The following is a 22573-nucleotide window of genomic DNA, read 5'->3' as shown; positions in this document are numbered from 1 at the left end:
GAGTATTGCAAGTGAGTGTGCATCATGATGATTTGACTAGGTATCTGCGGAGGCGTCACTCCGTCAGCAAGCTAGTTGTGCATTTAATCTTCACCACGAAGTACCGCCGCAAACTGCTTGATGGCACCATGATCGAGCAGATGCGCGGCGCATTTTTATCTGCGGCAGAGAAGTTGGAGATCGACATTCTGGAGATGGATGGCGAAGCCGATCACGTTCATCTGCTCGTAGCCTATCCACCGAAGTTGGCCGTCAGTGTGTTGGTCAATAATTTGAAGTCGATCAGTAGCCGCCAGATCCGCATATTGAATACGCACCTACGAAAGCAAAGTAATAGCGGGCTCCTGTGGTCGCGCTCTTACTTTGCTTGCAGTGCTGGCGGGGCCACTATCGAAACGCTCAAGGCGTATGTGGCCTCGCAGAACACACCAGATTAGCTCCCCTTATATCCCCGCCCGATTGGGCGAGGGTTTACGGGGCAGTTGCTAAGCATGTTCTGCTTCCTTTTATTGTTGTTCTGGGCGGTTGAGGACGCCCCGCTCATGCCGGCGATCAGACGCGTCTTGATTCGCAAGCGAGCTTATTGTGCTCATTTGTGAACATTTAATCTGTGATGAGCGCTAAATTATTGCAGTTTTATTACAAAAATTGTGACGCTGTGAGTGAACGCGCATCCAGGGTCAGCCCACGCATGGCGTGGCTTTTGGCTACTCACTAAGGAGTAATATGGCCGACAACTGTTGCTTTTCGTCACATTTTCTTAGCAATGAATGGGATCTTGCCCACATTTCCGGTGGCGGGGGGATGGTGAATTGACGCAGAAGGTTTATTGTCTCTCTCGTCCAAGAACGAGCGCAAACGAGCATAACGTTTGCGCAAGCTCAAAAAACAAGAAGAAACGTTTTCGGGCGCAATGAATGGGAATGAAAGATAACAAAACGGAACATCAAACCTACTGTGGGTGGATATAAGGAATAACAACTATGAGCATACAAAGACCCAATACCCTGCTTGGCGAGTGCCTCGCCGAGTTTATCGGCACCGGCCTGCTGATCTTCTTCGGCGTCGGCTGCGTGGCCGCCCTGGTGCTGGCTGGCGCCAACTTCGGGCAATGGGAAATCTCCATTACCTGGGGCCTGGGTGTCGCCATCGCCATCTATGTCACCGGTGGCATCTCCGGTGCCCACCTCAACCCTGCCGTGACCCTGGCACTGATGACCTTCTGCGGCTTTGACAAGCGCAAGGTGGTGCCCTTCATCATCGCCCAGATAGCCGGGGCATTCGCCTCCGCCGCCCTGGTCTACGCCCTCTACAGCAACCTGTTCACCCAGTGGGAGCTGACCCACAACGTGGTGCGCGGCAGCGTCGAGAGCCTCGGCACCGCAGGCATCTTCTCCACCTACCCCAATGCCCTGCTCTCCAACATGCAGGCTTTCGCGGTCGAGATGGTGATCACCGCCGTCCTGATGCTGGGCATCATGGCACTGGGTGACAACAACAACGGCGCCCCCAAAGGCTTCGCCGCCGCCCTGCTCATCGGCATCCTGATCGCGGTGATCGGCGCCTCCCTCGGCCCCTTGACCGGCTTTGCCATGAACCCGGCCCGTGATTTCGGCCCCAAACTGTTCGCCTTCGTGGCTGGCTGGGGTGACGTGGCCCTGACCGGTGGTCGTGACAACCCCTACTTCTGGGTCCCCATCCTTGGCCCCATCGTCGGCGCCCAGATCGGTACCGCCCTGTATGTGAAAGTGCTGGCTCCCTGCGTCCCGGGCAACCGCGTCGCCACCGAAGAAGCCTCCAAGCTGTCTAACAAAGAAGAGGCCGCCGCCTGAGAGCGGCCCTCCCCAACGTGTAACAACGTGGAAAATAAAAACGTGGAGAACATCATGTCTGCTGAAAAGAAATTTGTCGTTGCGCTGGACCAGGGCACCACCTCTTCCCGTGCCATTGTCTTCGATCAGGACGCCAACATCGTCGCGACCTCCCAGCGCGAATTCACCCAGCACTACCCGAAAGCGGGCTGGGTCGAGCACGACCCCATGGAGATCTGGGCGACCCAGTCCTCCGTCTTCACCGAAGTGCTGGCCAAGAGCGGCCTGCACAGCGAGCAGATCGCCGCCATCGGCATCACCAACCAGCGTGAAACCACCGTCGTCTGGGAAAAGGCCACCGGCAAGCCCATCTACAACGCCATCGTCTGGCAGTGCCGCCGCACCGCGGCCATCTGTGAAGAACTCAAGGCCCGGGGCCTTGAAGAGTACGTTCGCGAAAACACCGGCCTGGTGCTGGATGCCTACTTCTCCGGTACCAAGGTGAAGTGGATCCTGGACAACGTGGAAGGGGCCCGGGAGAAGGCAATGAACGGCGAGCTGCTGTTCGGCACCATCGACACCTGGCTGGTGTGGAAGATGACCAACGGCGAGGTGCACGTCACCGACCCGACCAACGCCTCGCGCACCATGCTCTACAACATCCGCGACCTGAAGTGGGATGAGCGCATGCTGGACGAGCTGGGCATCCCCGCCTCCATGCTGCCGCAAGTCAAACCCTCCTCCGAGGTCTATGGCTACACCACCCGTGGCGGCGGCGCCCGCATCCCCATCGCCGGTATCGCCGGTGACCAGCAGTCCGCCCTGTTCGGCCAGCTCTGCTTCGAAAAAGGGATGGCCAAGAACACCTACGGTACCGGCTGCTTCATGCTGATGAACACCGGCACCGAGCCGGTTCGCTCCAGCAACGGCCTGCTGACCACAGTCGCCATCGGCCCGAAAGGGGAAGTGAATTATGCCCTCGAGGGTGCGGTATTTATGGGTGGCGCCACCATCCAGTGGCTGCGCGATGAGCTCAAGATCATCCACGATGCCCGCGATACCGACTACTTCGCGAGCAAGGTAGGCGACACCAACGGCGTCTACCTGGTGCCGGCCTTCGTGGGCCTGGGCGCCCCCTACTGGGATCCGTATGCTCGCGGCACCATGGTCGGCCTGACCCGTGGCGCCAACCGCAACCACATCATCCGCGCTGCGCTGGAATCCATCGCCTACCAGAGCCGCGACGTGCTGGATGCCATGCAGCAGGACTCCGGCATCAAGCTGGCAGCCCTGAAGGTGGATGGCGGCGCCGTGGCCAACGACTTCCTGATGCAGTTCCAGGCCGACATGATGCACACCCCTGTGGTGCGTCCGACCCGCATCGAGACCACCGCCATGGGCGCCGCCTTCCTGGCCGGCCTCGCCGTGGGCTTCTGGAAGAGCTCCGACGAGCTGGAAGACAAGTTCAGCGTGGACCGCGAGTTCATTCCGCAGATGGACCGCGACGATCGCGCCAAGCGCTACAGCGGCTGGAAGAAGGCGGTGGAACGCTCACGCCGCTGGGCCGAAGAGGAGTGATGGGGTAACCAACGCGTCCTTGAGATGAAAAAAGCAAAGAGGCCGACAGCGATGTCGGCCTCTTTTTATTGGCGAGCACGACTGTTCTGACCGCCCCCGACCCCAGCCCTCCCCTTGCCAAGGGGTGGGAGAAAATGACCCCTCCCCCTCGTGGAGGGGGTTGGAACTGTCGACAAGCCCTCTACAACGCCTCAGCACCGAGCTGCTCTTTCAGGAAATCGAGCCAGACCCGCAGCCGGATGTCCCGCTGGGCATCGGAGTAGAAGACCGCATGGATGGGGCGCGAGGCGCCGCTGTTGCTGCGGGCCAGCACCTCCACCAGCGCCCCGCTCGCCCTGTCATCCCCCGTCATGAAGTCCGACAGGCAGACGATCCCCTGCCCCGCCAGCGCCAGCTGACGCAAGGTTTCCCCGCTGCTGGCCCGCAGGGTCGGGGTGATGGCGAACCTGTCCCCCTGCTCCTCGCTCAATAGGGGCCAATGATTGAGGTGATCGGGGTGCAAAAAACCGAGCAGCTCATGGCCAGACAGCAAGTCAGCCGGCTGGCGCGGGGTACCGCGTGCCTTCAGATAGTCGGGGGAGGCCAGCAGCCGCAGCCGCGAGCGGCCAAGGGGCAGGGCCCGCAGGGAGGAGTCCGTCAGCTCGCCGATGCGAATGGCCATGTCCACCCGCCGCTCCATCAGGTTGATGAAGCCCTCGGAGCTGTGCAGTTGCAGCTCGATGGCGGGGTAGCGGCGGCGAAACTCGCCGATGATGGGCACCAATCTATGCAGGATGAAGGGGGTGGCGGCGTCCACCCGCAATATGCCCTCCGGCTGCTCCCGGCGCATCAGCAGCAACCCTTCCGCCTCGCTCATCTCGGTCAGGATCTTCACCGCCCGCTGATAGAACCAGCTCCCCTCCTCGGTCAGGCTGACCCGCCTCGTGGTGCGGTTGAGGAGCACGGTGGCGAGCTTCTCTTCGAGGCGCTTGATGCCGCGGCTCACCACGGAATTATCCATGCCGAGATTCTCCGCCGCCTGGCGAAAGCTGCCCGCCTCCACCACCGCCACAAACAGGGTCAATTCATCGGAATGGGTCTTCATTGTTGTCATCCTGGCAAGAGTAATGGGCCTTTATAGGTGCAATGGCCGGGAGTTGGCAAGACAGGCGTCGCTTCGTATCGTGACGCACCACCTGTTTTATCTGCGCCCTTGCCAGTACAATGCCGCCAACCGGCACCGTATGGCGCCACACTATGACAGGGACGATCCATGACATTCGACAACAGATTGGCCGCCGCCCATCGGGAGCTGGCCGAGAAGGGCGTGCAAACGCTCAACTACAACCCGCCGATCATCTGGCTGCTGCGAAAGGCGGGGTTCACCATCAGGCCGCCCCACTACGAACGCTTTATGATCAACGTTCTTGCCCTGGGACTCCCCATCGGCGCTATCTGGGGGGTGTTGATGTGGTGCCTCGGCTGGCAGGATGAGGTGAGCCCGGGGTTTGCCCTGCGCCAGAGCCTGCTGTTTGGCATCGGGCTCGGTCTGCTGATGGGGACCTGGTTCTGGTTTCGGCGCAAGCGGCTCAAGCTGACCCCCTGGGACGCCTTGCCGCACTCAACGATCCGCACGCAAAAACGCTGACAACCGAAATAATCACCGACAAGGAGAGCCCATGACCAGGGCCCATGAAAAACTGAACTATGTGGAGTTTGCGGCCAGGGATCTTGCCGCCACCAAGGCCTTCTTCACCGCCGCCTTTGGCTGGCAGTTTGCCGACTACGGCCCCGATTATTGCGCCTTCGAAGGGGAAGGGCTGGATGGCGGCTTCTACCGCACCGAACTGTGCAGCCAGAGTGCTCAGGGCGGGGCGCTCCTGGTGTTCTACAGCGCCGATATCGAGGCGACCCAGAGCAAGGTAGCCGGCGCAGGGGGCATCATAGTGCGCCCCCTGTTCGATTTTCCCGGTGGCCGCCGCTTTCACTTTGTCGAGCCCAGCGGCAATGAATTTGCGGTCTGGTCCGAACCGGCCAGCGCCTGATAATACTCCGCCCTCCCCTGGCCCACCTGCACCACGACCAGCCATGGGGAGGCCACATTGCTGCACTCACCTCAATAGTGTTTTGCGACTGCTGCCCTGTATCCCCCAGTCTGGGGCGGGCATACTGACTCCCGTCTTAACGAGGAGGTTCAGATGCCATCCCCCCTGATTGTGATTGCCCAGCTTGACGCCAAACCCGAATTCGCCGCCCAGTTTCGCGCCGCCCTCGAGCCGCTGATCGCCGCTACCCTGCAAGAGCCGGGGTGCCTTTGCTACCAGTTGCACCAGAGCCTGGAGAGCCCCCATAGCTGGATGCTGTACGAGGAGTGGGAGAGTGAAGCCGCCCTGCTCGCCCACCAGCAGCAGCCCCATTTTCTCGCCTTCGTGGCCGACACTCAGGAGTGGTTTGCCAGCAGCCTGGTGCGCCGCTATCACAGGGTCTGAGGCTGCCGGCGCCCTCCCCGCCGGATCTGCACCGCAGGCCCGGCAAACAGACAAAGCATTGAGCGTAGAAACACTAACCTGAGGAATTTGATGATGAAGATGCCCAACCTGGGTCTTGGAACCTTCCGCCTGAAAGATCAGCCCCTTCGCGACTCCCTGCTCCAGGGGCTGGAACTTGGCTACCGCCATATCGACACCGCCCAGATCTATGACAACGAGGCCGAAGTCGGCCAGTTGATGAGCGAGAGTGGCGTGCCCCGCCAGGATATCTACCTGACCACCAAGGTGTGGACCAGCGAGTTCGGTCCGGGCAAGGTGATCCCGAGCCTGGAGGTGAGCCTGGAAAAACTCGGCACCGACTATCTGGATCTGGCGCTCATTCACTGGCCCTCCCCCCAGGATGAGGTGCCGATGGCGGTCTATCTGGAGCAACTCGCCGAGGCCAAAGCCCGGGGCCTGACCCGGGAGATCGGGGTCTCCAACTTCACCGTGGCCCAGCTTAAACAGGCGGTCGAGATCCTGGGGCCGGGCGCCATCGCCCACCAGCAGGTGGAGATCCACCCCCTGCTGCAAAACCGCAAGGTGGTCGAGTTCTGCCAGGAGCAGGGTATCGCCATCACCGCCTATATGCCGCTCGCCTATGGCAAGGTGCTCGCCGAGCCGCTGCTGATGGAGATCGGCCAGCGCCACGGCGTCTCGGCAGCCCAGGTGTCGCTGGCCTGGCTGCTGGCCCAGGGCATGACGGTGATCCCGAGCTCTACCAAGCGGGAGAATCTGGCCGCCAACCTGGCCGCGCTGAAGGTGCAACTCAGTCGCGATGAAATGGCCGCCATCGCCACCCTGGATCGGGGTGAGCGCTGCGCCAACCCGGACTTTGCGCCGAATTGGGATTGATCCCCCTCATCCCCAGCCCTTCTCCCGCCAGGGGAGAAGGGGGCAAAGAAAACCCGACACCATCGACGAGAACCTGAGCGGGAGGCCCAGTGCCTCCCGCTTTTTTTGTCCCCAATACCGCGCGTCACTGCCACCCGCGCCGCTGGCCCCCTCCCCTGCAACCTTCCGCTGCCCTTCCCTCTTTATTCCCAGTTCGGTCTGTACGCTTTGCCTCTGCATTCAACTCGCGCTGTACGGCCCACTCTTGTCTCTGCAACCTCAGCCACTCCTTCTGCCATGGCTCCATTGCTGCTGATTTGGCAAAAGTAATTTGACGTTGCCGTCATTTTTACCAACAAACACCCTCGGCATACTGGCGCCATTCTCCCGTCGGGAGTCCCAATCCAAGGAGTTGTTATGCCACTGGCGTTATTTGCCCTCACTTTAAGTGCCTTTGCCATAGGCACCACCGAATTCGTGATCGTGGGGCTCATCCCCACCATCGCCGAGCAGCTCAATGTCTCGCTCCCCTCGGCGGGCCTCCTGGTCAGCCTCTATGCCCTTGGGGTGGCCATCGGCGCCCCCGTGCTCACGGCACTCACCGGCAAGCTGCCGCGCAAGTGGCTGCTGGTGGGGCTGATGGCCCTCTTCACCGTCGGCAACCTGCTGGCCTGGCAGGCCCCCGGGTACGAGAGCCTGATTGTCGCCCGCATCCTCACCGGGCTGGCCCACGGGGTCTTCTTCTCGGTGGGCAGCACCATCGCCACGGGTCTCGTGGCCAAAGAGAAGGCGGCCAGCGCCATCGCCATCATGTTCAGCGGCCTCACGGTCGCCCTGGTGACCGGCGTCCCGCTTGGCACCTGGATTGGTCAGGTCTTTGGCTGGCGCGAAACCTTCCTGGTGGTGAGCCTGCTCGGCCTCGTCGCCATGGTGGGCAGCCTGCTGCTGGTACCGGGGAACCTGCCGAAGGGGGCCGCCTCCAGCGTTCGCGAGCAGCTCTCGGTGCTTACCAGGAAACCCTTGCTGCTGGTCTACGCCAAGACGGCGCTCGGTTACGGCGGTGCCTTCACGGCGTTTACCTTCCTCGCCCCCATCCTGCAACAGGTGAGCGGCTTTAGCGCCGGCGCGGTCAGCCTCATTCTGCTGGTGTACGGGGTATCGGTCGCCGTCGGCAATATCTGGGGCGGCAAGCTCGCCGACCGGATGGGCCCGCTGCCTGCCCTCAAGCTGCTGTTTGCAGGTCTCGCCGTGGTGCTGCTGGTGCTCACCTTCACCGCACCGCACCCGGTGCTGGCGGTACTGACCGTGCTGGTGTGGGGCGCCTTCGCCTTTGGCAACGTGCCGGGTCTGCAGGTACTGGTGGTGAAACAGGCCGAGCGCCACACCCCCAATGCCGTGGATGTGGCCTCCGGCCTCAACATCGCCGCCTTCAACGTCGGCATTGCGCTGGGCTCCGTGGTCGGCGGTTTCGTGGTGGAGCACCTCGGCCTGATGCACACCCCCTGGATTGGTGCCCTCATCGTGCTGCTGGCCTACGGCCTCACCCATGTCAGCGAAGCGGGCGAGCGCCGCGCCGCCCTTGCCTGACCCCCGGGCAAGCAAAAGGCCGACACCCTGTGTCGGCCTTTTTTTCATGGGCAAGATGCGAGGCTCAGGGCTCCTTGAGATCCTCATCGGCAGCCCAGCGCGCCTCCAGCCAGAGCAGGTTGACCAGCCCGCAGAGCAAGGCGAACCCCAGCCCCAGCAACCAGGTGAAATACCACATATCGCATTGATCCTTGTGTTGAAGCGGATTAGTAGAGGCTGTGGCCGTGCTGGCGCACCTGCTCGGCGCTGACCCTGCCGCGCACCACCCGGTAGACCCAGAGGGTGTAGCCGATGTTGACCGGCATCAGTACCCCGACGATCCCCAGCATGATAAGCAGGGTGCGCTCGCTGGAGGTGCTGTCCCACAGGGTCAGGCTGCTGGCCGGATCCAGGGACGAGGGCAGCACGAAGGGGAAGAGCGCGATGGCCACGGTCAGCATCATGGCGGCGCAGGCACCGCCGCTGGCAACGAGCGCCAGCCCGGACTTGCCGAGGCGGCTTGCCAGCGCGCACACCAGGGGCAGCAGGAGCCCGAGCACAGGCACGGCCCAGAGCACCGGATGGGCGACAAAGTTGCCAAGCCAGCCCGCCGGCACCGCCACCACCTCTTTCATCAGCGGAGTGAGGGCGCCGTTGAGATCGCCGATGGCCGTGATGCGATACCCCGCCATCTCCCCAAGCCAGACGCCGCCAAGGGCAAAGAGGGCGCTCGCCAGGGGGCCGAGCCAGAGGGCGAGGCGGGCGCTGCGCGCTGCTATGGCCCCCTGGGTCTTGCACTGCAGGAAGCTGGCACCGTGCAGCAAGAGCAGCGCCAGCGCCGTCCCCATGGCGGTCAACAGCAGCGGCCAGTGGAACGCAAAGGCGCCATAGTGGATGCGAAGGGCCGCATCGAAGCGAAACGGCAGCCCTTGCAGCACTAGGCCAAGGGTGGCACCAAACACCAGGGTCGGCAGCAGACCACCCACCACCAGGGCGCGGTCCCACCAGCGGCGCCAGACCGGGTCCGGCAGCTTGCTGCGATAGTCAAAGCCCACCGGTCGCAAAAAGAGACCGAACAGCAGGAACATGAAGGGCACGTAAAGCGCCGAGAAGGCGGCGGCATAGACCAGGGACCAGGCGGCAAACAGGGTGCCGGCACCGGCGATGAGCCACACCTGGTTGCCCTCCCACACCGGCCCCACGCTGTTGAGCAGCACCCGCCGCTCGTCATCCGTCTTGCCGACCACGGGCAGCAGCATGCCGACCCCGAGATCGAAGCCATCCATCACCACGAAGCCGACCAGCAGGAAGAGCACCAACCCCCACCAGATCACTTTCAGGGTTTCGTAATCCATCAGGCAGGACTCCCGTTTTGCAACACTTCACCTTGATAACGACCCGTCTGCAGGCTGGCAGGCCCTTTGCGGATCACATGACGCAACAAGAACAACTCCACCACCAGCAGGCTGCTGTAGATGAGGAAGATGGCGATGAGGCTGAACCAGAGCTGCCCCGGTTGCAGCAGGGAGACGGAGGCCGACACCGGCAGCACGTCGCTGATGGTCCAGGGCTGGCGACCGAACTCCGCCACGAACCAGCCCGCCTCGATGGCAATCCAGGGCAGTGGAATAGACCAGAGCAGGGCCCTGAGCAGCCGCGGGGATTGCACCAGCCTGCCCCGGCACAGCTGCAGGAAGGCGGCGGCAAAGAGCGCCAGCAGCGCCACGCCGATGCCCACCATCAGGCGAAAGCTCCAGAACAGCGGCGCCACCTGGGGGATGGAGTCCGCCACCGCCTTGGCGATGGCCCCCTCGTCCGCCTTGCCAATCTCCTTGGCATAGGGGGTGAGCAAGAGGCCGTAGCCCAGATCGCTGCGGTGGCGCTCGAAGGTGGCTCGCGCCGCCTGGTTGCTGCCATCTGCCCGCATCGCTTCGAGCGCCTCGTGGGCCAGCATGCCGCTGCGAATGCGCGCCTCGTGCTGCGCTTTCAGATCTTTGAGGCCCGTCACCTGCTCATCCAGGGAGCGGGTGGCGATGATGCCCATCAGATAGGGGATCTTGATGGCCGCGTGGGTGGTCTCGGCACGCTGATCCGGCAGGCCGAACAGGGTGAAGGAAGCCGGGGCGGGCTCCGTCTCCCACTCCGCCTCGATGGCGGCGAGCTTGACCTTCTGCACCTCCCCCGAGCGATAGCCCGACTCGTCCCCGAGCACGATGACCGAGAGGATGGCCGCGAGGCCAAAACCCGAGGCGATGGCAAAGGATCGCAGGGCGAAGCGCACCTCCATGCCGCGCAGCAGATACCAGCTGCTCACCCCCATCACGAACAGGGAGGCCGCCACATAGCCTGCCGCCACCGTGTGGACGAACTTGACCTGGGCCACCGGGTTGAAGATGACCGCGGCCACATCCACCAGCTCCATGCGCATGGTCATGGGGTTGAACTCGGCGCCGACCGGGTTTTGCATCCAGCCGTTGGCGATGAGGATCCAGAGGGCGGAGAGGTTGGAGCCGAGCGCCACCAGCATGGTCACCAGCAGGTGCTGACCGCGGGAGAGCTTGTCCCAGCCGAAGAAGAAGAGGCCCACCAATGTGGACTCGAGGAAGAAGGCCATCAGCCCCTCCACCGCCAGCGGCGTGCCGAAGATATCGCCGACATAGTGGGAGTAATAGGCCCAGTTGGTCCCGAACTGGAACTCCAGGGTGATCCCGGTGGTCACCCCCATCACGAAGTTGATGCCAAACAGCTTGCCCCAGAAGCGGGTGATGTCCTTGTAAATCACCTTGCCGGTCATCACGTAGGCCGACTCGGCGATCACCAGGATCCAGGACAGCCCCAAGGTTAGGGGCACAAACAGAAAGTGGAACATCGCCGTCGCCCCGAACTGTATTCGGGAGAGGCTGACCACATCATCCAGGCTTATCATGCATGACTCTCTATGTTGCATTTAACGGACAGGTTTTCGCCCGCCAAGTACACCATGGTCCATGACACCTATAACAGATGCAGTTATAGTGAAAAACACCTATAACAGTTTGAGCCCACCATGTCCCGCTACGGCCAGTTGGCAGACCAGCTGCAACAGCAGATCACGAGCGGCCTCTGGCAGCCGGGGGAGCGCATCCCCTCCATCCGCCAGAGCTGCAAGACCCACGGCCTCAGCCCCATGACGGTACTCCAGGCCTATCAGTTGCTCGAAAGCCGGGGCCTCATCCTGGCGCGGCCCCAGTCCGGCTACTACGTCAAGGCCGCGAGCACGGCCCGGCGGGAGAGCCAGCCCCAGCAGGCCCGCTACAGCGGCTCGGTGGACATCAACGATCTGGTGTTCGAGGTGCTGCAGGCGAGCAAGTCACGGGAGCTGGTGCCCCTTGGCATGGCGGTGGCGGACCCGACCCTCTTCCCCCACCCCCAGCTCGGTCGGGCCCTCGGCAGTTGCATGCGCCGCCTAGACCCCTTCAGCACGGTGGCAGATCTGCCCCCCGGCAACGAGGCACTGCGCCGCGCCATCGCCCGGCGCTACGCCGGCGAGGGGATGGCGGTGGATCCCCAGCAGATCATCATCACCACGGGGGCCATGGAGGCGCTCTCCCTCAGTCTTCAGGTGCTGACCGAGCCCGGCGACTGGGTGGTGGTGGAGTCCCCCACCTTCTACGGCGCCCTGCAGGCCATCGAGCGGCTCAAGCTCAAGGTGGTGGAGATCCCGGTGATCCCCGGGGTGGGCATCGATCTCGCCCTGCTGGAGGAGGCCCTCGCCCAGCGCCCCGTCAAGGCGTGCTGGCTGATGGGCAATGTGCAGCACCCCCTCGGTCACACCATGCCGGATGAGCACAAGCAGGCGCTGATGGGGCTGCTCAACCGCCATCAGGTCCCCCTGGTGGAGGATGACGTCTACGCGGAGCTCTATGTCGGGCGCGAGCGGCCAAGGCCCATCACCCATTGGGATGCGCGGGGAGAGAGCCTGCTGTGCGGCTCCTGGACCAAGTGTCTGGCGCCGGGCTTTCGGGTCGGCTGGGTGGTGGCGAAGCGCCACGCCGAGCGCATCCAGCGGCTGCAACTGATGTCGACCCTGTCGACCAATGTGCCCAGTCAGCTGGCGCTGGCAGACATGTTGCGCCAGGGCGGGGTGGACGCCCACTTTCGCCGCCTGCGCCACACCCTGGCCCAGCGCCAGCAGCAGATGCGGGCAGCCCTGATGCGCCTCTTCCCCGAGGCGCGTATCTCCAACCCCGATGGTGGCTACTTTCTCTGGCTCGAATTTGACGCCCGCCTCGATGGCAGGGCGCTCTATGCCAGCGCCATCGAGCAGGGGGTCTCCATCGCCCCCGGGGCCCTCTTCTCCAGCCAGGGCCAGCACAACCACTGCCTGCGCCTCAACAGCTCCCATCCCTGGAGCCCGCAACTGGACGCGGCGCTCAACCGGCTTGCGGACCTCATCGCCCGGCAACGGGAAACCTGGCAGAGCCCCCCAGACGCCTCACACGACAAGGGCCCGTAACGGGCCCTTTTGCAAGCGAATGCGCCTTACCTGGCCATGGTCTGTGACTGGGCCTTGAAACCCAGTCGCTCGTAGAGGGCCCTGGCCCGCTCGTTGAAAGCCATCACCTCCAGGCGCAGCTGGCTTGCGCCCCGCGCCTTGCCCCACTGGTCCCCGTGGGCGATCAGCGCCCGGCCGATGCCCCGGGAGCGCAGCCCCTCATCCACCACCACGGTCGTGATGCGGCAGACGGGCAGCTTGCTGAGAAAGGGGACGCTCTCGTTGAGGTCGATGCGGGCGGTGAGAAAACCCGCCACCTCCCCCGCCACCACCGCCACGCAGAAAAGACGCGCCTCGTCGGCTATGGCGCCGAGCAAGAAGGCCCTGTCCTCCGGGGACGGGGGGCAGAACACCTCGGGCACCTGCTCGAAGTGGAGCTGACCTATCTGCCGGTTCAGGGCCAGAATGGCGTCGATATCCTGTTCAGTTGCCTTGCGAATGTCCACTTGATGCTCCTTGCAGTGAGGGTCGCCAGCGAGGAAAGAGGCTCGGCGGTCACCCTTTGGAACCCGCATCTTATCGGCTCGTCACGGCAATCAACAGCCCCCCGGCAACGACAAGGCCCCATAACGGGGCCTTGTGCATCCGCTGACTCCCGGGCTCAGCCCGGCGCCCCCAGCTGGGCAACCTGGCGCTCTATGCTCCCCTTGAGGTTGTCATCCAGCTTCAAGGCCCGCGCCAGCTCGTCCAGATAGCCGCGCTCCATGAAGTGATCCACCTCGATGGTGAGGAGAGAGGCGAGGTAGACCTCGGTCGCCAGCTCCATGTCGGTCACTTCTCGCGCCAGGACATGGGGGTCGAGGGGGCGGGAGAGCTCGGCGTCAATCCAGCGGGCCGCATCCCGCTCCCCCTGTTCGGTCAGGTACTCCTGGATCTTCTGGCGCTCGGCGGCATCGATGTGGCCGTCGGCCCGGGCTGCCGCCACCATGGCGCGCACCAGCAGGTTGGCGCGGGCATCCAAGGCCTTGCCCTCCAGGGTGTCAAGGGGCTGGGTCGGCTGGGCCGGGGTGGACTGCTGTGTCTGCCAGTCCTGATAGAGCTTGTAGGCCAGCCCCCCGAGGGCTGCCGCCCCCCCCACCGCCGCCACCTTGGTGCCATATTTGCGCATCTTCTTGTTGCCAAGCAGCAGCGCCATGGCCCCGGCGGCCAATCCCCCCTGCGCCATGCCCTTCATCTGGGCCTTGCGCGTGTCACCACCGTCGTTGAGCCAGCCCTTGCCAGCTCCCATCAATTGCTCCAGCATCTGTTTCATGGGGCCTCCTCCCTCGCGTGATGAGTCATGCTGGGCCGCCTGCGCTGAACTCAAGGTGAATGACGACGCAGACAAGAAGAGGCGCTGGTTGGATCAGTGCAGGCCCCGACCGCTGCTATTGTCCCCGGGGGACAGCCAAGGAGTCCCCCCTTGCCTCGACATAAGGAAGTACCATGAGCGCCCGTGAACTGACCCTGCAATTTCTCGCCGAACCCGCCGATGTCAACTTTGGCGGCAAAGTCCATGGCGGCATGGTGATGAAGTGGATTGACCAGGCCGGCTACGCCTGCGCCGCCGGCTGGTGTGGCGGCTATGCCGTCACCGTCTATGTGGGGGGCATCCGCTTCTTGCGCCCCATCCAGATAGGCCAGCTGGTGGAGGTACACGCCAAGGTGATCCACACCGGCACCACCAGCATGCACCTGGCGGTGGATGTCTACAGCCGCCACCCCACCGACCCGGAGCGGCGCAAGACCACCCACTGCATCATCATCTTCGTGGCCATGGACGAGCATGGCAAACCCACCCCGGTGCCCCAGTGGCAGCCGGTGAGCGAGAGCGATCTGCAGTTGCAGCAGTACGCCAAAAAGCTGATGGCCCTGCGCGAGGAGCTGGACAAGGAGATGCGCCAGCACATGTGACCCGTCCCGCCCCGGGCAGCCGGGGCGTGTCTTCGCGCCGCCGGGCGCTATAATGGCGACCACCCTTGCCCTTGAGAACCCAAGATGTCCCTGGAAAATGCCCCCCCCGAGGTCCAGCTCGCGGTGGATCTGATTGAATTGCTGGAAACCAACCACATCGCCCCCGCGCTGGCCCTGGCGGCACTCGCCATCGTTCGCCGGGATTATGAGCGCAAGCTCGAGGAAGGTCGGGAGGCCTGAGCGCCCCCGCAGGAGGCACCATGTCAGCCCCCATTCGCATCGAACAAGGCCGCGCCATGCTCCTCGGGGGGTTGCGCCGTCACCACCCCTTCGAGCAGGGGGACTTCGCCGGCCAGTGGCGCGACCTCAGCGCCCTGCTTCCCCTGCCGGGGCAGCTCGGGGAGCACGCCTATGGCGCCATCTGCGCCGCCACCGACACCCACTGCGAATACCTCTGCGGGGTGGAGGTCGCCGCCCTGGAGGTGCTGCCTCCCGGGCTTGGCCGCATGCGCATCGCCCCCCAGACCTACGCCATTTTCTTGCATCAGGGGCATGTCGCGACCCTGCCACATACCTGGAGGCAGGCCCTGGCGTGGCTCGCGCAGTCGGACTATCAATCTGCCCAGCAGCCGGATTTCGAGCGCTACGGTGCCCGCTTTGACGCCGCCACCGGCAGCGGCGAAGTGGAAATCTGGCTCGCCGTGGTGCCAAAACAGGCCCTGGCCTGACCCCTGGCCGCCCGGGCTACCTCGGCCCCATCACCTCGTCACAGAGCGCGATCAGCGCCTCCCCCAGGCGGGCGAGGGGCTCGCTCGTGCCCGGCCCCTGGTGCAGGGCCAGCTCCACCGAGCGCACCGCAGGCCAGTGAGCCAGCACCACCTGATCCGGTTGCAGCAAGCGCGCCGGCAGCAGACTGACCCCGATCCCCGCGCTCACCGCCCCTTGCAGGCTGGCGAGACTGCCGCTCACGTAGGCGATGCGCCAGGGGATCCCCTCGGCATCCAGGGCGTCGGTCATCTGGCGCCGGTAGAGCCCCTCGCTTGGAAACACCACCAGAGGCAGAGGGTCGCGCCCGGCGGCGGGCCACTCCCGGCTGTCAATCCAGGCCAGGGGCTCGCGCCAGCGGGCGATGGGCTCCCCCTGGCCGCGCCCCTGCTTGATGAGGGCCAGATCCAGCTCTCCCCCTTCGAACGCTTGCCACAGGGCATGGCTGAGATCGCTTTGCACCTCCAGCCGCACCTGCGGGTGCGCGCGGGCGAAGGCGGCCAGCACCGGGGTCATGGCCCCCGCGGCAAAATCCTCCGGCACCCCGAGGCGCAGGGGGTGGCTCGCCTCGCTCACCCGCTCCCCCGCCCGGGCCAGCAACCCCAGGATGCGGCGCGCCAGCCCGAGCAGGGTCTCCCCCTGGGCCGTGGTCACCACCTGGCGGCCGGATCGGTCGAGCAGGGTGCAGCCCAGCTGCTGCTCCAGGCGGCGCATCTGCTGGCTCAGGGTGGACTGGGTGAGGTGGATACGCTCGGCGGCGCGGGTAAAGCTGCCGGTTTCGACGATGGCGACGAAGCTCTGCAGCAATTGGGGGTCCAGCAGGGGGCGCTCCATGGGTAATCTCCATTTATAAAACCACTGGAAGTCATTTTATCATTTAATTTCCAAATGATGCGGCGACCCTCTAGGCTGCTGTCCTCCCCCTTTTTGCCAGGATATGACCATGCCACCCCCTTCCCAGTCCGGTGCCCGCCTCCTCAACTCCCTCACCGCCGCCTCGGCCCCCAGCCATCAGGAGTGGCTGGAGCAGGCCCTGCACCTGGCCCTGACCCATCGCCAGCAAGGGGGGCGCCCCTTCGCCGCCCTGCTGGTGAGGGAGAACCGGCTGGTGGCGAGCGCCGTCAACCGCATGCTGGAGGCGGGGGACCCCACCCGTCACGCGGAGCTGGAAGCGCTGCGGGAAGGGAGTCGCCAGGGGCCGCTGGCCGGGGCCATCGTCTATGCCAGCGGGCACCCCTGCCCCATGTGCCTGTCGGCCCTGGTGATGAACGGCATCCAGGCGGTCTACTACGCCTTTGACAACGACGATGCCGCCCCCTTCGGCTATGACAGCCGCGCGGCCTACGCGGCCCTGCGACTGCCCCTGTGCCCGCCGCCCCTGCCCCTCATCAAGCTGGCGAGCCCCATCGCGGCCGACACCCTCTACGGTCCCCTGCCCCATGCATAAGCGCCGCCTCCCCCCGGGCAGCGGCGCCTTGCTGGTGCTGGTGATCCTCATCGCCCTCAACCTGCGCCCCTTCCTCACCGCCATCGGCCCCCTGGCCCCTCGCATCGACGCGAGGCTGGCCCTGGGGGTAGATACCCTGGCCTGGGTCACCCTGCTGCCCCTCTGGCTTATCGGGGTCGGCGTGCTGCTCACCCCGGCGCTCCTGGGTCGCACGGGCCCGCGCCCCCTGCTCGGGGTGGCCCTGCTGCTGCTCGCCCTTGGCAGCGCCCTGCGCCTCGATCTCGCGAGCGGCGCCCTGCTCATCGCCAGCGCCGCCCTGTGCGGGCTGGGCTCGGCCCTGGTGCAGGGGGTGCTGCCCGGCCTCATCAAGGAGGGGTTCGCCCAAAAGGTGCCCCTGGTGATGGGGATCTTCTCCGCCTGCATGATGGGGGGCGGGGCGCTCGGGGCCGTGCTCACCCCGCGCCTTGCCGAGTATCTGGACTGGTCTCGGGCGCTGGCGCTCTGGGGCCTGCCGGTGCTGCTGGCCCTCGGCTGGCTGGCCTGGCGGGTGCCCCTGCCCACCCCGGCCAACACGCCCGCCCCCACCGGGGAGCAGCGGCTGCTCCCCCTGCCCCGCACCTGGCTGCTCATCGCCTGTTTTGGCATCATCAACAGCGGCTACGGCATCGTCGTGGCCTGGCTGGCCCCGGCCTACATGGCGGCGGGCTGGAGCGCCCAGCAAGGGGGCGAGCTGGTGGCCTGGCTCGCCCTGGCCCAGACCGCGAGCGGCCTTGGCCTGCCTCTGCTGGCAGCCGGTCGGCTGGACCGCCGTCCCTGGATGGCGCTGGCCATCGCCATGCAGCTGGCGGGCTTTGGCGGCCTCTGGCTCGCTCCCCAGACCGCCCCCCTGCTCTGGTGTTTGCTGTGCGGCGCCGGGCTTGGGGGGAGCTTCTCCCTCATCATGGTGATTGCGCTGGATCACCTGCCCGACCCGCGCCGGGCGGGCGCCCTCTGCGCCCTGATGCAGGGGGTCGGCTTCATGGTGGCGGCTACCGGCCCCTGGGTGGCGGCCCGCCTGCACCATGCAAGCGGTGACTTCGCCGCCGCCTGGCAGTGGCAGCTCGGTGCCCTGGTCCTGATGAGCCTGCTGGTGGTGCGTCTCAACCCGCGCCACTACCCAAGGGCCATGGGCCTGCCCCCGAAGCAGACCATGGCTGTGCAGACGGCAGGCCACAAGCCTGCCTGATCCGGCGAGCACCGGCCTTGGGGGCCAGAAAGCACAACACCGGCCTTGGCCGGTGTTGTTCATCAGGGTGCGGGAAGGCCTGGCGCTCAGCGCCCCTTCTTCTGGCGCCCGCCCTGCCCTGGCCGCGGTTTGCCCGGGGCGGGTTTGCCCCCCTTGCCGGGCGCGCTTTTACCTGCCCCCCCTTTGCTGGCAGCCCCTTTGCCCGCCCCGCCCTTGCCTGCGGGGCTCTTCTTCTCGAAGGCCTCGGGACCCGGCACATTGGGGCGCCCGCCAATCTCGTGATCGTCGCTGCGCCGCGGCTTCTTGCCCTGGGCCGGGGTGCCGGCCGCAGCCGCCTTGGGCTTGGCAACCTGAGCCCCCTTGGCCGGTTTGGCCTCGGAGGAGGAGTCCTCAATCAGCTTGAACAGCTCGATCAGCTCGTCGTCGGTGAGATCGCGCCACTCCCCCACCGGCAACCCCTTGAGGCTGACGTTCATGATGCGGATGCGCTCGAGCTTGGTCACCTCGAAGCCGAAGTGCTCGCACATGCGGCGGATCTGGCGGTTGAGCCCCTGTACCAGGGTGATGCGAAACACGAAGGGGGCCTCTCGCTTCACCTTGCACTTCTTGGTGACGGTGCCGAGGATGGGCACCCCGGCCGCCATGCCGCGGATGAACTCGTCAGTCACCGGCTTGTCCACGGTCACCAGGTACTCTTTCTCGTGATCGTTGCCCGCCCGCAGGATCTTGTTCACCAGATCCCCGTGGTTGGTAAGGAAGATGAGCCCCTGGGAGTCCTTGTCGAGTCGCCCTATGGGGAAGATGCGGGTGCTGTGGTTGACGAAGTCGACGATGTTGTCCTTCTCCCCCGCCTCCGTGGTGCTGACGATGCCCACCGGCTTGTTGAGGGCGATGAAGACCAGGCTGTCGGCCTCGCGCGGCTCGATCACCTGACCGTTGACCTTGACCAGATCCCCGGCAAACACCTGATCTCCCACCCCGGCCCGCTTGCCGTTGATAAAGACGTTGCCCTGCTCGATGAAACGATCGGCCTCACGACGGGAGCAGATGCCGCTCTCGCTGATGTATTTGTTCAGGCGCATGGATTCATCGGCCAGCATGGGTCACCTCCCCGGTCGGATGGGCCTTGAGAATGGCTGGCTGGATCAGCCGCGCTGTGGTCGGGTTCGTCTGCATACAACTCCATGAAATAAGGGCCTGCGCCCTGCATGTTCGGCAAAAAACGCCGCTACAGTAGCACATTGCACGGGCCCGCGCCCGGCCCCATCGCACCCTGGCCGCTGGCTCACAGGGGGTGCAGCCCCTGATGCAGCAGCAGGCCCCCCATTATCCAGCGTGCGGTGACGCCGCGGCCCTGATTGGGCTGCACCGCGCACTCCCCGCCTCTTTTCACTTCATGGTGCTCACTTCATGGGCCGGGCCCACGCCGCCGAAGATAGGGTGCGGCCTTCGGCAGATAGCCAGATGATCTAACGCTTGATATTTATCCAGCAAAAATGCATAAAAAGATTTTAGTCATCGCGAATTATCTGCTCTGACCCGCCGACGACGGGAAATGACACCCCCATCGGGGCGCAACAACGGGCCCCTTGAGCCCCGCGAACCCTGAAGACGGGCATGATCCCCTCTCTGGCAGGACGCCACTTTCATCATTCACGACAGGAGTTAAAGATGAGTCATTCCCTCTCCCAGGAGGCCTTCCTGGCCCAGGTCGCCAGCCGCAACCCTCACCAGCCCGAGTTTATCCAGGCCGTGAGCGAGGTGATCGCCTCCATCTGGCCCTATGTGGAGCGCCACCCCCGCTACCTGCAACACGGCCTGCTGGAGCGACTGGTGGAACCCGAGCGCCTGGTGCAGTTTCGGGTGAGCTGGGTGGATGACCAGGGCCAGGTGCAGGTGAATCGCGGCTACCGGGTGCAGCACAGCTCCGCCATCGGCCCCTTCAAGGGCGGCATGCGCTTCCACCCCTCGGTGGATCTCTCGGTGCTGAAATTCCTCGCCTTCGAGCAGACCTTCAAGAACGCCCTCACCACCCTGCCCATGGGGGGCGGCAAGGGGGGCAGCGACTTCGATCCCAAGGGCAAGAGCGAAGGAGAAGTGATGCGCTTCTGCCAGGCCCTCATGCTGGAGCTCTATCGCCACCTGGGGGCCAACACCGACGTGCCGGCGGGCGACATCGGGGTGGGCGGGCGCGAGGTGAGCTACATGGCGGGCATGATGAAGAAGCTCACCAACAGCGCCGAGTGCGTCTTCACCGGCAAGGGACTCTCCTTTGGCGGCAGCCTCATTCGTCCGGAAGCCACCGGCTACGGCCTGCTCTACTTTGTCGACGCCATGCTGGCCCATCGCGGCCAGTCCCTCGATGGCCTGCGGGTCTCGGTGTCGGGCTCGGGCAACGTGGCCCAATACGCCATCGAGAAGGCGATGGCCCTCGGCGCCCGCGTCATCACCGCCTCCGACTCCGGCGGCACCGTCTATGATCCGGACGGCTTCACCCCCGAGAAGCTGGCCCGTCTGATGGCGCTTAAAAACGAGCAGCGCAAGCGGGTGGCGGATTACGCCCACGAGCTCGGGCTCGAGTTCTTCAGCGGCCGCACCCCCTGGCACCTGGCGACCGACGTCGCCCTCCCCTGCGCCACCCAGAACGAGCTGGATGCCGAAGATGCGGCGCAGCTTATTGCCAACGGCGTGCAGCTGGTGGCCGAGGGGGCCAACATGCCCTCCAGCGCCGCCGCCATCCGCCTCTTCCACGAAGCAAAGGTGCTGTTCGCCCCGGGCAAGGCGGCCAACGCCGGCGGGGTTGCCACCTCGGGCCTCGAGATGAGCCAGAATGCCCAGCGCCTCTCCTGGAGCCGGGAAGAGGTGGACGCCCGCCTCAAGGGGATCATGACCAGTATCCATGCCACCTGTGTCCGTTACGGTCAGGATGATGACCATGTGAACTACGAAAGCGGCGCCAATATTGCCGGCTTCGTCAAGGTCGCCGACGCCATGCTGGCGCAAGGGGTCTGCTGAGCGCCCTGGCCCGGGGCTTCACCCTCAACACAACGGCAGCCCTTGGGCTGCCGTTGTGTTTTGTGCCTGGCGCGACTTCACACTCTCTTCACCCAGGCATGAAAGTCTCCCATCCGCTCCATCTCGCTGACGAGGATGACAAGATGACGATGAAAACAGGTGCCCTGCTGATCCTGGCCGGGCTCGGCTGCTTTGTGGCCTTCAACCTGCTGGGCTCCACCCTCGATGCCCAGGGCTTCCTGCACGAGCCCTTTGCCCTGCTGCCCCTGGGCTATCTGCTGCTCTTCACCGGCATGGTGCTCACCGTGATCCCTCTGCTGCGCAAGGGGCGCACCAGGGAGCAATGACACAAATCGCAAGGTGCCAAGAGCTCAGCAATAGCGGCTGATCTCGATGAGGTTCTAATCCGGGTCCAGGCAATAGACCGATTCGATGGGACCACAGGCACCGCTTTTCATCACTGGCCCCTCCACGATTTCGACCCCCTGGCTCGCCAGCTGGGCCATCACCTGATCCAGGGGCCAGCTGGTGATGAGGCAGAGATCCCCCGACCCCACCTGCGCCCGGTTGCGCGCCTCCTCCCCCAGCAACTGCAAATTGATCTTCTGGTTGCCAAAACGCAGCGCCCGGCGGCCTGCCCCGAAGGTGATGGGCTCCATCTTGAAGGCGCCGCTGTAAAATGCCACCGCCCGCTCAATGTCGCTGACCGTCAATACCAGATGGTCGATATGGCTTATCATGCTTGCTCCCTGTCATGGTGATTGCCGCACCATCATACCCACCCGCCTCAATAGAAACTGTGGCATGGTGCACAGGGGGCTAACCACTTATTTTGACTAGGGAAATACCTTAACGCACGGCAGCACACGCCTTGTCACGCTGGGCCAGCAGGGTTTCGTCATTACTGCCCATGGCCGCCAGAATGGCCTGATTACAGGCCCGCTCCGCGAGCTTACCCGGGCTCTGCTGGGCATCGGCGATCTCCGCGATCATGGGGCGATAGCCGATGGCGGCCGAGCAGTACATGGTGCGGTACTTGGGAAGCTGCCAACTGCTGTCGTCTTGCCGTGTCAGGTCATCGCACAGTTTACCAAACAGTGCCTGCGCCTTGACCGTGCACTGACTGAAGCGCCGCACATCTTGCTCGTAGGGACGGCAGACACTTTGCTGTTTTATCTGCCAGAGCTGGAAAGAGAAGGGAACCTGCTCTCCCTCATAGGGCACTACCAGCGTTTTTAGCTCGGTGCCATAGATATCCGTCACCTGCTGCTGCACCAGATTGAGATAAGCCGAAAAAAGATAAGATATTGGATCCATCACTACAGGGCTGACGCATCAGTGTTTATACTTTGAACAACCCCATACATTCGAACAAATATTGTTCATTCAGACAGCAGA

At 64.4% G+C, this 22573-nt stretch carries 26 protein-coding genes; 16 read left to right on the top strand and 10 right to left on the bottom strand.

The genetic code is table 11. The annotated features are described in order from the left end of the window. The first annotated feature begins 11 nt into the window (after positions 1–11). The 3 genes from tnpA (at position 12) to glpK (ending at position 3389) form a co-directional block, all read left to right on the top strand. Positions 12–437: an IS200/IS605-like element ISAeme8 family transposase gene (gene tnpA, locus PG896_RS15455; protein WP_041205574.1), complete on the top strand. Its 426-nt coding sequence runs from the start codon at positions 12–14 to the stop codon at positions 435–437. Positions 438–983: 546 nt separating this feature from the next. Then, on the top strand, positions 984–1832 hold the full coding sequence (locus PG896_RS15450; RefSeq protein ID WP_042880435.1) for an MIP/aquaporin family protein: 849 nt from the start codon (positions 984–986) through the stop codon (positions 1830–1832). A gap of 54 nt (positions 1833–1886) precedes the next feature. After that, on the top strand, positions 1887–3389 hold the full coding sequence (glpK, locus tag PG896_RS15445) for a glycerol kinase GlpK (protein WP_043155270.1): 1503 nt from the start codon (positions 1887–1889) through the stop codon (positions 3387–3389). 181 nt (positions 3390–3570) lie between these two features. On the opposite strand, the gene PG896_RS15440 is transcribed toward glpK, so the two are convergent. Next, positions 3571–4473, bottom strand: coding sequence for a LysR family transcriptional regulator (locus PG896_RS15440; protein WP_134996783.1), 903 nt, complete (start codon positions 4471–4473; stop codon positions 3571–3573). A gap of 168 nt (positions 4474–4641) precedes the next feature. Here PG896_RS15440 and PG896_RS15435 point away from each other — a divergent pair, with 168 nt between their 5' ends. From PG896_RS15435 to PG896_RS15415, 5 genes are all read left to right on the top strand, one after another. Continuing rightward, positions 4642–5016: a DUF6404 family protein gene (locus PG896_RS15435; RefSeq protein ID WP_124245333.1), complete on the top strand. Its 375-nt coding sequence runs from the start codon at positions 4642–4644 to the stop codon at positions 5014–5016. Positions 5017–5047: 31 nt separating this feature from the next. Then, on the top strand, positions 5048–5413 hold the full coding sequence (locus PG896_RS15430) for a VOC family protein (RefSeq protein ID WP_124245332.1): 366 nt from the start codon (positions 5048–5050) through the stop codon (positions 5411–5413). A gap of 153 nt (positions 5414–5566) precedes the next feature. Continuing rightward, entirely contained in the window at positions 5567–5857 is a 291-nt protein-coding gene (locus tag PG896_RS15425) for a putative quinol monooxygenase (protein WP_124245331.1), read from the top strand. A gap of 90 nt (positions 5858–5947) precedes the next feature. After that, the gene (gene dkgB / locus PG896_RS15420) at positions 5948–6751 is read left to right on the top strand and encodes a 2,5-didehydrogluconate reductase DkgB (protein ID WP_270835890.1); all 804 of its coding nucleotides are present in this window, start codon (positions 5948–5950) and stop codon (positions 6749–6751) included. 396 nt (positions 6752–7147) lie between these two features. Beyond that, positions 7148–8317: an MFS transporter gene (locus PG896_RS15415; RefSeq protein ID WP_010674208.1), complete on the top strand. Its 1170-nt coding sequence runs from the start codon at positions 7148–7150 to the stop codon at positions 8315–8317. 64 nt (positions 8318–8381) lie between these two features. Here the strand turns inward: PG896_RS15415 and PG896_RS15410 are convergent, their stop codons facing one another. Genes PG896_RS15410 through PG896_RS15400 form a run of 3 tightly spaced genes read right to left on the bottom strand, consistent with a single transcriptional unit; the run spans position 8382 to position 11222 of the window. Further along, a complete protein-coding gene (locus tag PG896_RS15410) occupies positions 8382–8495 on the bottom strand; it encodes a CydX/CbdX family cytochrome bd oxidase small subunit (protein WP_010674207.1) in 114 nt (37 codons plus the stop codon). 28 nt (positions 8496–8523) lie between these two features. Next, positions 8524–9651, bottom strand: a complete 1128-nt coding sequence (cydB, locus tag PG896_RS15405) for a cytochrome d ubiquinol oxidase subunit II (protein WP_270835889.1) — start codon at positions 9649–9651, stop codon at positions 8524–8526. After that, on the bottom strand, positions 9651–11222 hold the full coding sequence (locus PG896_RS15400) for a cytochrome ubiquinol oxidase subunit I (protein ID WP_151028593.1): 1572 nt from the start codon (positions 11220–11222) through the stop codon (positions 9651–9653). Before PG896_RS15400 ends, cydB begins: the two co-directional genes overlap by 1 nt. Positions 11223–11342: 120 nt before the next feature. Between PG896_RS15400 and PG896_RS15395 the strand changes: the two genes are divergently transcribed. Next, complete coding sequence (locus tag PG896_RS15395; RefSeq protein WP_270835888.1) at positions 11343–12791, top strand: aminotransferase-like domain-containing protein; 1449 nt, start codon at positions 11343–11345, stop codon at positions 12789–12791. Between the two features lie 26 nt (positions 12792–12817). Here the strand turns inward: PG896_RS15395 and PG896_RS15390 are convergent, their stop codons facing one another. After that, complete coding sequence (locus tag PG896_RS15390; protein WP_010674203.1) at positions 12818–13276, bottom strand: GNAT family N-acetyltransferase; 459 nt, start codon at positions 13274–13276, stop codon at positions 12818–12820. A gap of 155 nt (positions 13277–13431) precedes the next feature. Next, positions 13432–14082 carry a tellurite resistance TerB family protein gene (locus PG896_RS15385; protein ID WP_042015902.1) on the bottom strand — a complete coding sequence of 217 codons (651 nt, stop codon included), beginning with the start codon at positions 14080–14082 and terminating at the stop codon, positions 13432–13434. Between the two features lie 173 nt (positions 14083–14255). On the opposite strand from PG896_RS15385, the gene PG896_RS15380 reads away from it, so the two are divergent. The 3 genes from PG896_RS15380 to PG896_RS15370 all read left to right on the top strand — a co-directional run bounded on the left by PG896_RS15380 (position 14256) and on the right by PG896_RS15370 (position 15451). Continuing rightward, entirely contained in the window at positions 14256–14723 is a 468-nt protein-coding gene (locus PG896_RS15380) for an acyl-CoA thioesterase (RefSeq protein WP_010674201.1), read from the top strand. Positions 14724–14807: 84 nt separating this feature from the next. Beyond that, positions 14808–14963 carry a pleiotropic regulatory protein RsmS gene (rsmS, locus tag PG896_RS15375; RefSeq protein WP_010674200.1) on the top strand — a complete coding sequence of 52 codons (156 nt, stop codon included), beginning with the start codon at positions 14808–14810 and terminating at the stop codon, positions 14961–14963. A 20-nt stretch (positions 14964–14983) separates the two neighbouring features. Further along, positions 14984–15451, top strand: a complete 468-nt coding sequence (locus tag PG896_RS15370; RefSeq protein WP_102948229.1) for a GyrI-like domain-containing protein — start codon at positions 14984–14986, stop codon at positions 15449–15451. A 16-nt stretch (positions 15452–15467) separates the two neighbouring features. Here the strand turns inward: PG896_RS15370 and PG896_RS15365 are convergent, their stop codons facing one another. Next, a complete protein-coding gene (locus tag PG896_RS15365) occupies positions 15468–16310 on the bottom strand; it encodes a LysR family transcriptional regulator (RefSeq protein WP_201872754.1) in 843 nt (280 codons plus the stop codon). A gap of 115 nt (positions 16311–16425) precedes the next feature. Between PG896_RS15365 and PG896_RS15360 the strand changes: the two genes are divergently transcribed. Together PG896_RS15360 and PG896_RS15355 are read left to right on the top strand one after the other, a co-directional pair. Further along, positions 16426–16935 carry a nucleoside deaminase gene (locus PG896_RS15360; RefSeq protein ID WP_104455678.1) on the top strand — a complete coding sequence of 170 codons (510 nt, stop codon included), beginning with the start codon at positions 16426–16428 and terminating at the stop codon, positions 16933–16935. Next, positions 16928–18160, top strand: a complete 1233-nt coding sequence (locus PG896_RS15355) for an MFS transporter (protein ID WP_182721805.1) — start codon at positions 16928–16930, stop codon at positions 18158–18160. Before PG896_RS15360 ends, PG896_RS15355 begins: the two co-directional genes overlap by 8 nt. 86 nt (positions 18161–18246) lie before the next feature. Here the strand turns inward: PG896_RS15355 and rluF are convergent, their stop codons facing one another. Further along, positions 18247–19260 carry a 23S rRNA pseudouridine(2604) synthase RluF gene (gene rluF / locus PG896_RS15350; protein WP_182721804.1) on the bottom strand — a complete coding sequence of 338 codons (1014 nt, stop codon included), beginning with the start codon at positions 19258–19260 and terminating at the stop codon, positions 18247–18249. 571 nt (positions 19261–19831) lie between these two features. On the opposite strand from rluF, the gene gdhA reads away from it, so the two are divergent. Together gdhA and PG896_RS15340 are read left to right on the top strand one after the other, a co-directional pair. Then, positions 19832–21175 carry an NADP-specific glutamate dehydrogenase gene (gene gdhA / locus PG896_RS15345; RefSeq protein WP_202043939.1) on the top strand — a complete coding sequence of 448 codons (1344 nt, stop codon included), beginning with the start codon at positions 19832–19834 and terminating at the stop codon, positions 21173–21175. A gap of 143 nt (positions 21176–21318) precedes the next feature. After that, positions 21319–21522 (top strand): DUF3955 domain-containing protein, encoded by a 204-nt coding sequence (locus tag PG896_RS15340; protein WP_049636791.1) that lies wholly within the window; start codon positions 21319–21321, stop codon positions 21520–21522. A gap of 54 nt (positions 21523–21576) precedes the next feature. Here PG896_RS15340 and PG896_RS15335 read toward each other — a convergent pair whose 3' ends face one another. Further along, on the bottom strand, positions 21577–21915 hold the full coding sequence (locus PG896_RS15335) for a VOC family protein (protein ID WP_182954289.1): 339 nt from the start codon (positions 21913–21915) through the stop codon (positions 21577–21579). A 109-nt stretch (positions 21916–22024) separates the two neighbouring features. Continuing rightward, positions 22025–22492 carry a hypothetical protein gene (locus PG896_RS15330; protein ID WP_049636326.1) on the bottom strand — a complete coding sequence of 156 codons (468 nt, stop codon included), beginning with the start codon at positions 22490–22492 and terminating at the stop codon, positions 22025–22027. Positions 22493–22573: the final 81 nt, after the last annotated feature.

This window comes from Aeromonas sp. QDB30 (assembly GCF_027707645.1).
GTDB classification, from domain to species: Bacteria; Pseudomonadota; Gammaproteobacteria; order Enterobacterales; family Aeromonadaceae; genus Aeromonas; species Aeromonas caviae.
This window is presented reverse-complemented; position numbering and strand designations above follow the sequence as displayed.

Bases quoted from the DNA above. Each gene is read 5' to 3' on its own strand.
- PG896_RS15355 (WP_182721805.1), top strand. From the start codon at position 16,928: ATGCATAAGCGCCGCCTCCCCCCGGGCAGCGGCGCCTTGCTGGTGCTG.
- PG896_RS15330 (WP_049636326.1), bottom strand. From the start codon at position 22,492: ATGGATCCAATATCTTATCTTTTTTCGGCTTATCTCAATCTGGTGCAG.
- PG896_RS15360 (WP_104455678.1), top strand. From the start codon at position 16,426: ATGACCATGCCACCCCCTTCCCAGTCCGGTGCCCGCCTCCTCAACTCC.
- PG896_RS15380 (WP_010674201.1), top strand. From the start codon at position 14,256: ATGAGCGCCCGTGAACTGACCCTGCAATTTCTCGCCGAACCCGCCGAT.
- PG896_RS15440 (WP_134996783.1), bottom strand. From the start codon at position 4,473: ATGAAGACCCATTCCGATGAATTGACCCTGTTTGTGGCGGTGGTGGAG.
- PG896_RS15435 (WP_124245333.1), top strand. From the start codon at position 4,642: ATGACATTCGACAACAGATTGGCCGCCGCCCATCGGGAGCTGGCCGAG.
- PG896_RS15400 (WP_151028593.1), bottom strand. From the start codon at position 11,222: ATGATAAGCCTGGATGATGTGGTCAGCCTCTCCCGAATACAGTTCGGG.
- PG896_RS15410 (WP_010674207.1), bottom strand. From the start codon at position 8,495: ATGTGGTATTTCACCTGGTTGCTGGGGCTGGGGTTCGCCTTGCTCTGC.
- PG896_RS15340 (WP_049636791.1), top strand. From the start codon at position 21,319: ATGACGATGAAAACAGGTGCCCTGCTGATCCTGGCCGGGCTCGGCTGC.
- rsmS (WP_010674200.1), top strand. From the start codon at position 14,808: ATGTCCCTGGAAAATGCCCCCCCCGAGGTCCAGCTCGCGGTGGATCTG.
- PG896_RS15415 (WP_010674208.1), top strand. From the start codon at position 7,148: ATGCCACTGGCGTTATTTGCCCTCACTTTAAGTGCCTTTGCCATAGGC.
- glpK (WP_043155270.1), top strand. From the start codon at position 1,887: ATGTCTGCTGAAAAGAAATTTGTCGTTGCGCTGGACCAGGGCACCACC.
- PG896_RS15450 (WP_042880435.1), top strand. From the start codon at position 984: ATGAGCATACAAAGACCCAATACCCTGCTTGGCGAGTGCCTCGCCGAG.
- PG896_RS15430 (WP_124245332.1), top strand. From the start codon at position 5,048: ATGACCAGGGCCCATGAAAAACTGAACTATGTGGAGTTTGCGGCCAGG.
- cydB (WP_270835889.1), bottom strand. From the start codon at position 9,651: ATGGATTACGAAACCCTGAAAGTGATCTGGTGGGGGTTGGTGCTCTTC.
- rluF (WP_182721804.1), bottom strand. From the start codon at position 19,260: ATGCTGGCCGATGAATCCATGCGCCTGAACAAATACATCAGCGAGAGC.
- PG896_RS15425 (WP_124245331.1), top strand. From the start codon at position 5,567: ATGCCATCCCCCCTGATTGTGATTGCCCAGCTTGACGCCAAACCCGAA.
- PG896_RS15395 (WP_270835888.1), top strand. From the start codon at position 11,343: ATGTCCCGCTACGGCCAGTTGGCAGACCAGCTGCAACAGCAGATCACG.
- dkgB (WP_270835890.1), top strand. From the start codon at position 5,948: ATGATGAAGATGCCCAACCTGGGTCTTGGAACCTTCCGCCTGAAAGAT.
- PG896_RS15335 (WP_182954289.1), bottom strand. From the start codon at position 21,915: ATGATAAGCCATATCGACCATCTGGTATTGACGGTCAGCGACATTGAG.
- gdhA (WP_202043939.1), top strand. From the start codon at position 19,832: ATGAGTCATTCCCTCTCCCAGGAGGCCTTCCTGGCCCAGGTCGCCAGC.
- PG896_RS15370 (WP_102948229.1), top strand. From the start codon at position 14,984: ATGTCAGCCCCCATTCGCATCGAACAAGGCCGCGCCATGCTCCTCGGG.
- PG896_RS15385 (WP_042015902.1), bottom strand. From the start codon at position 14,082: ATGAAACAGATGCTGGAGCAATTGATGGGAGCTGGCAAGGGCTGGCTC.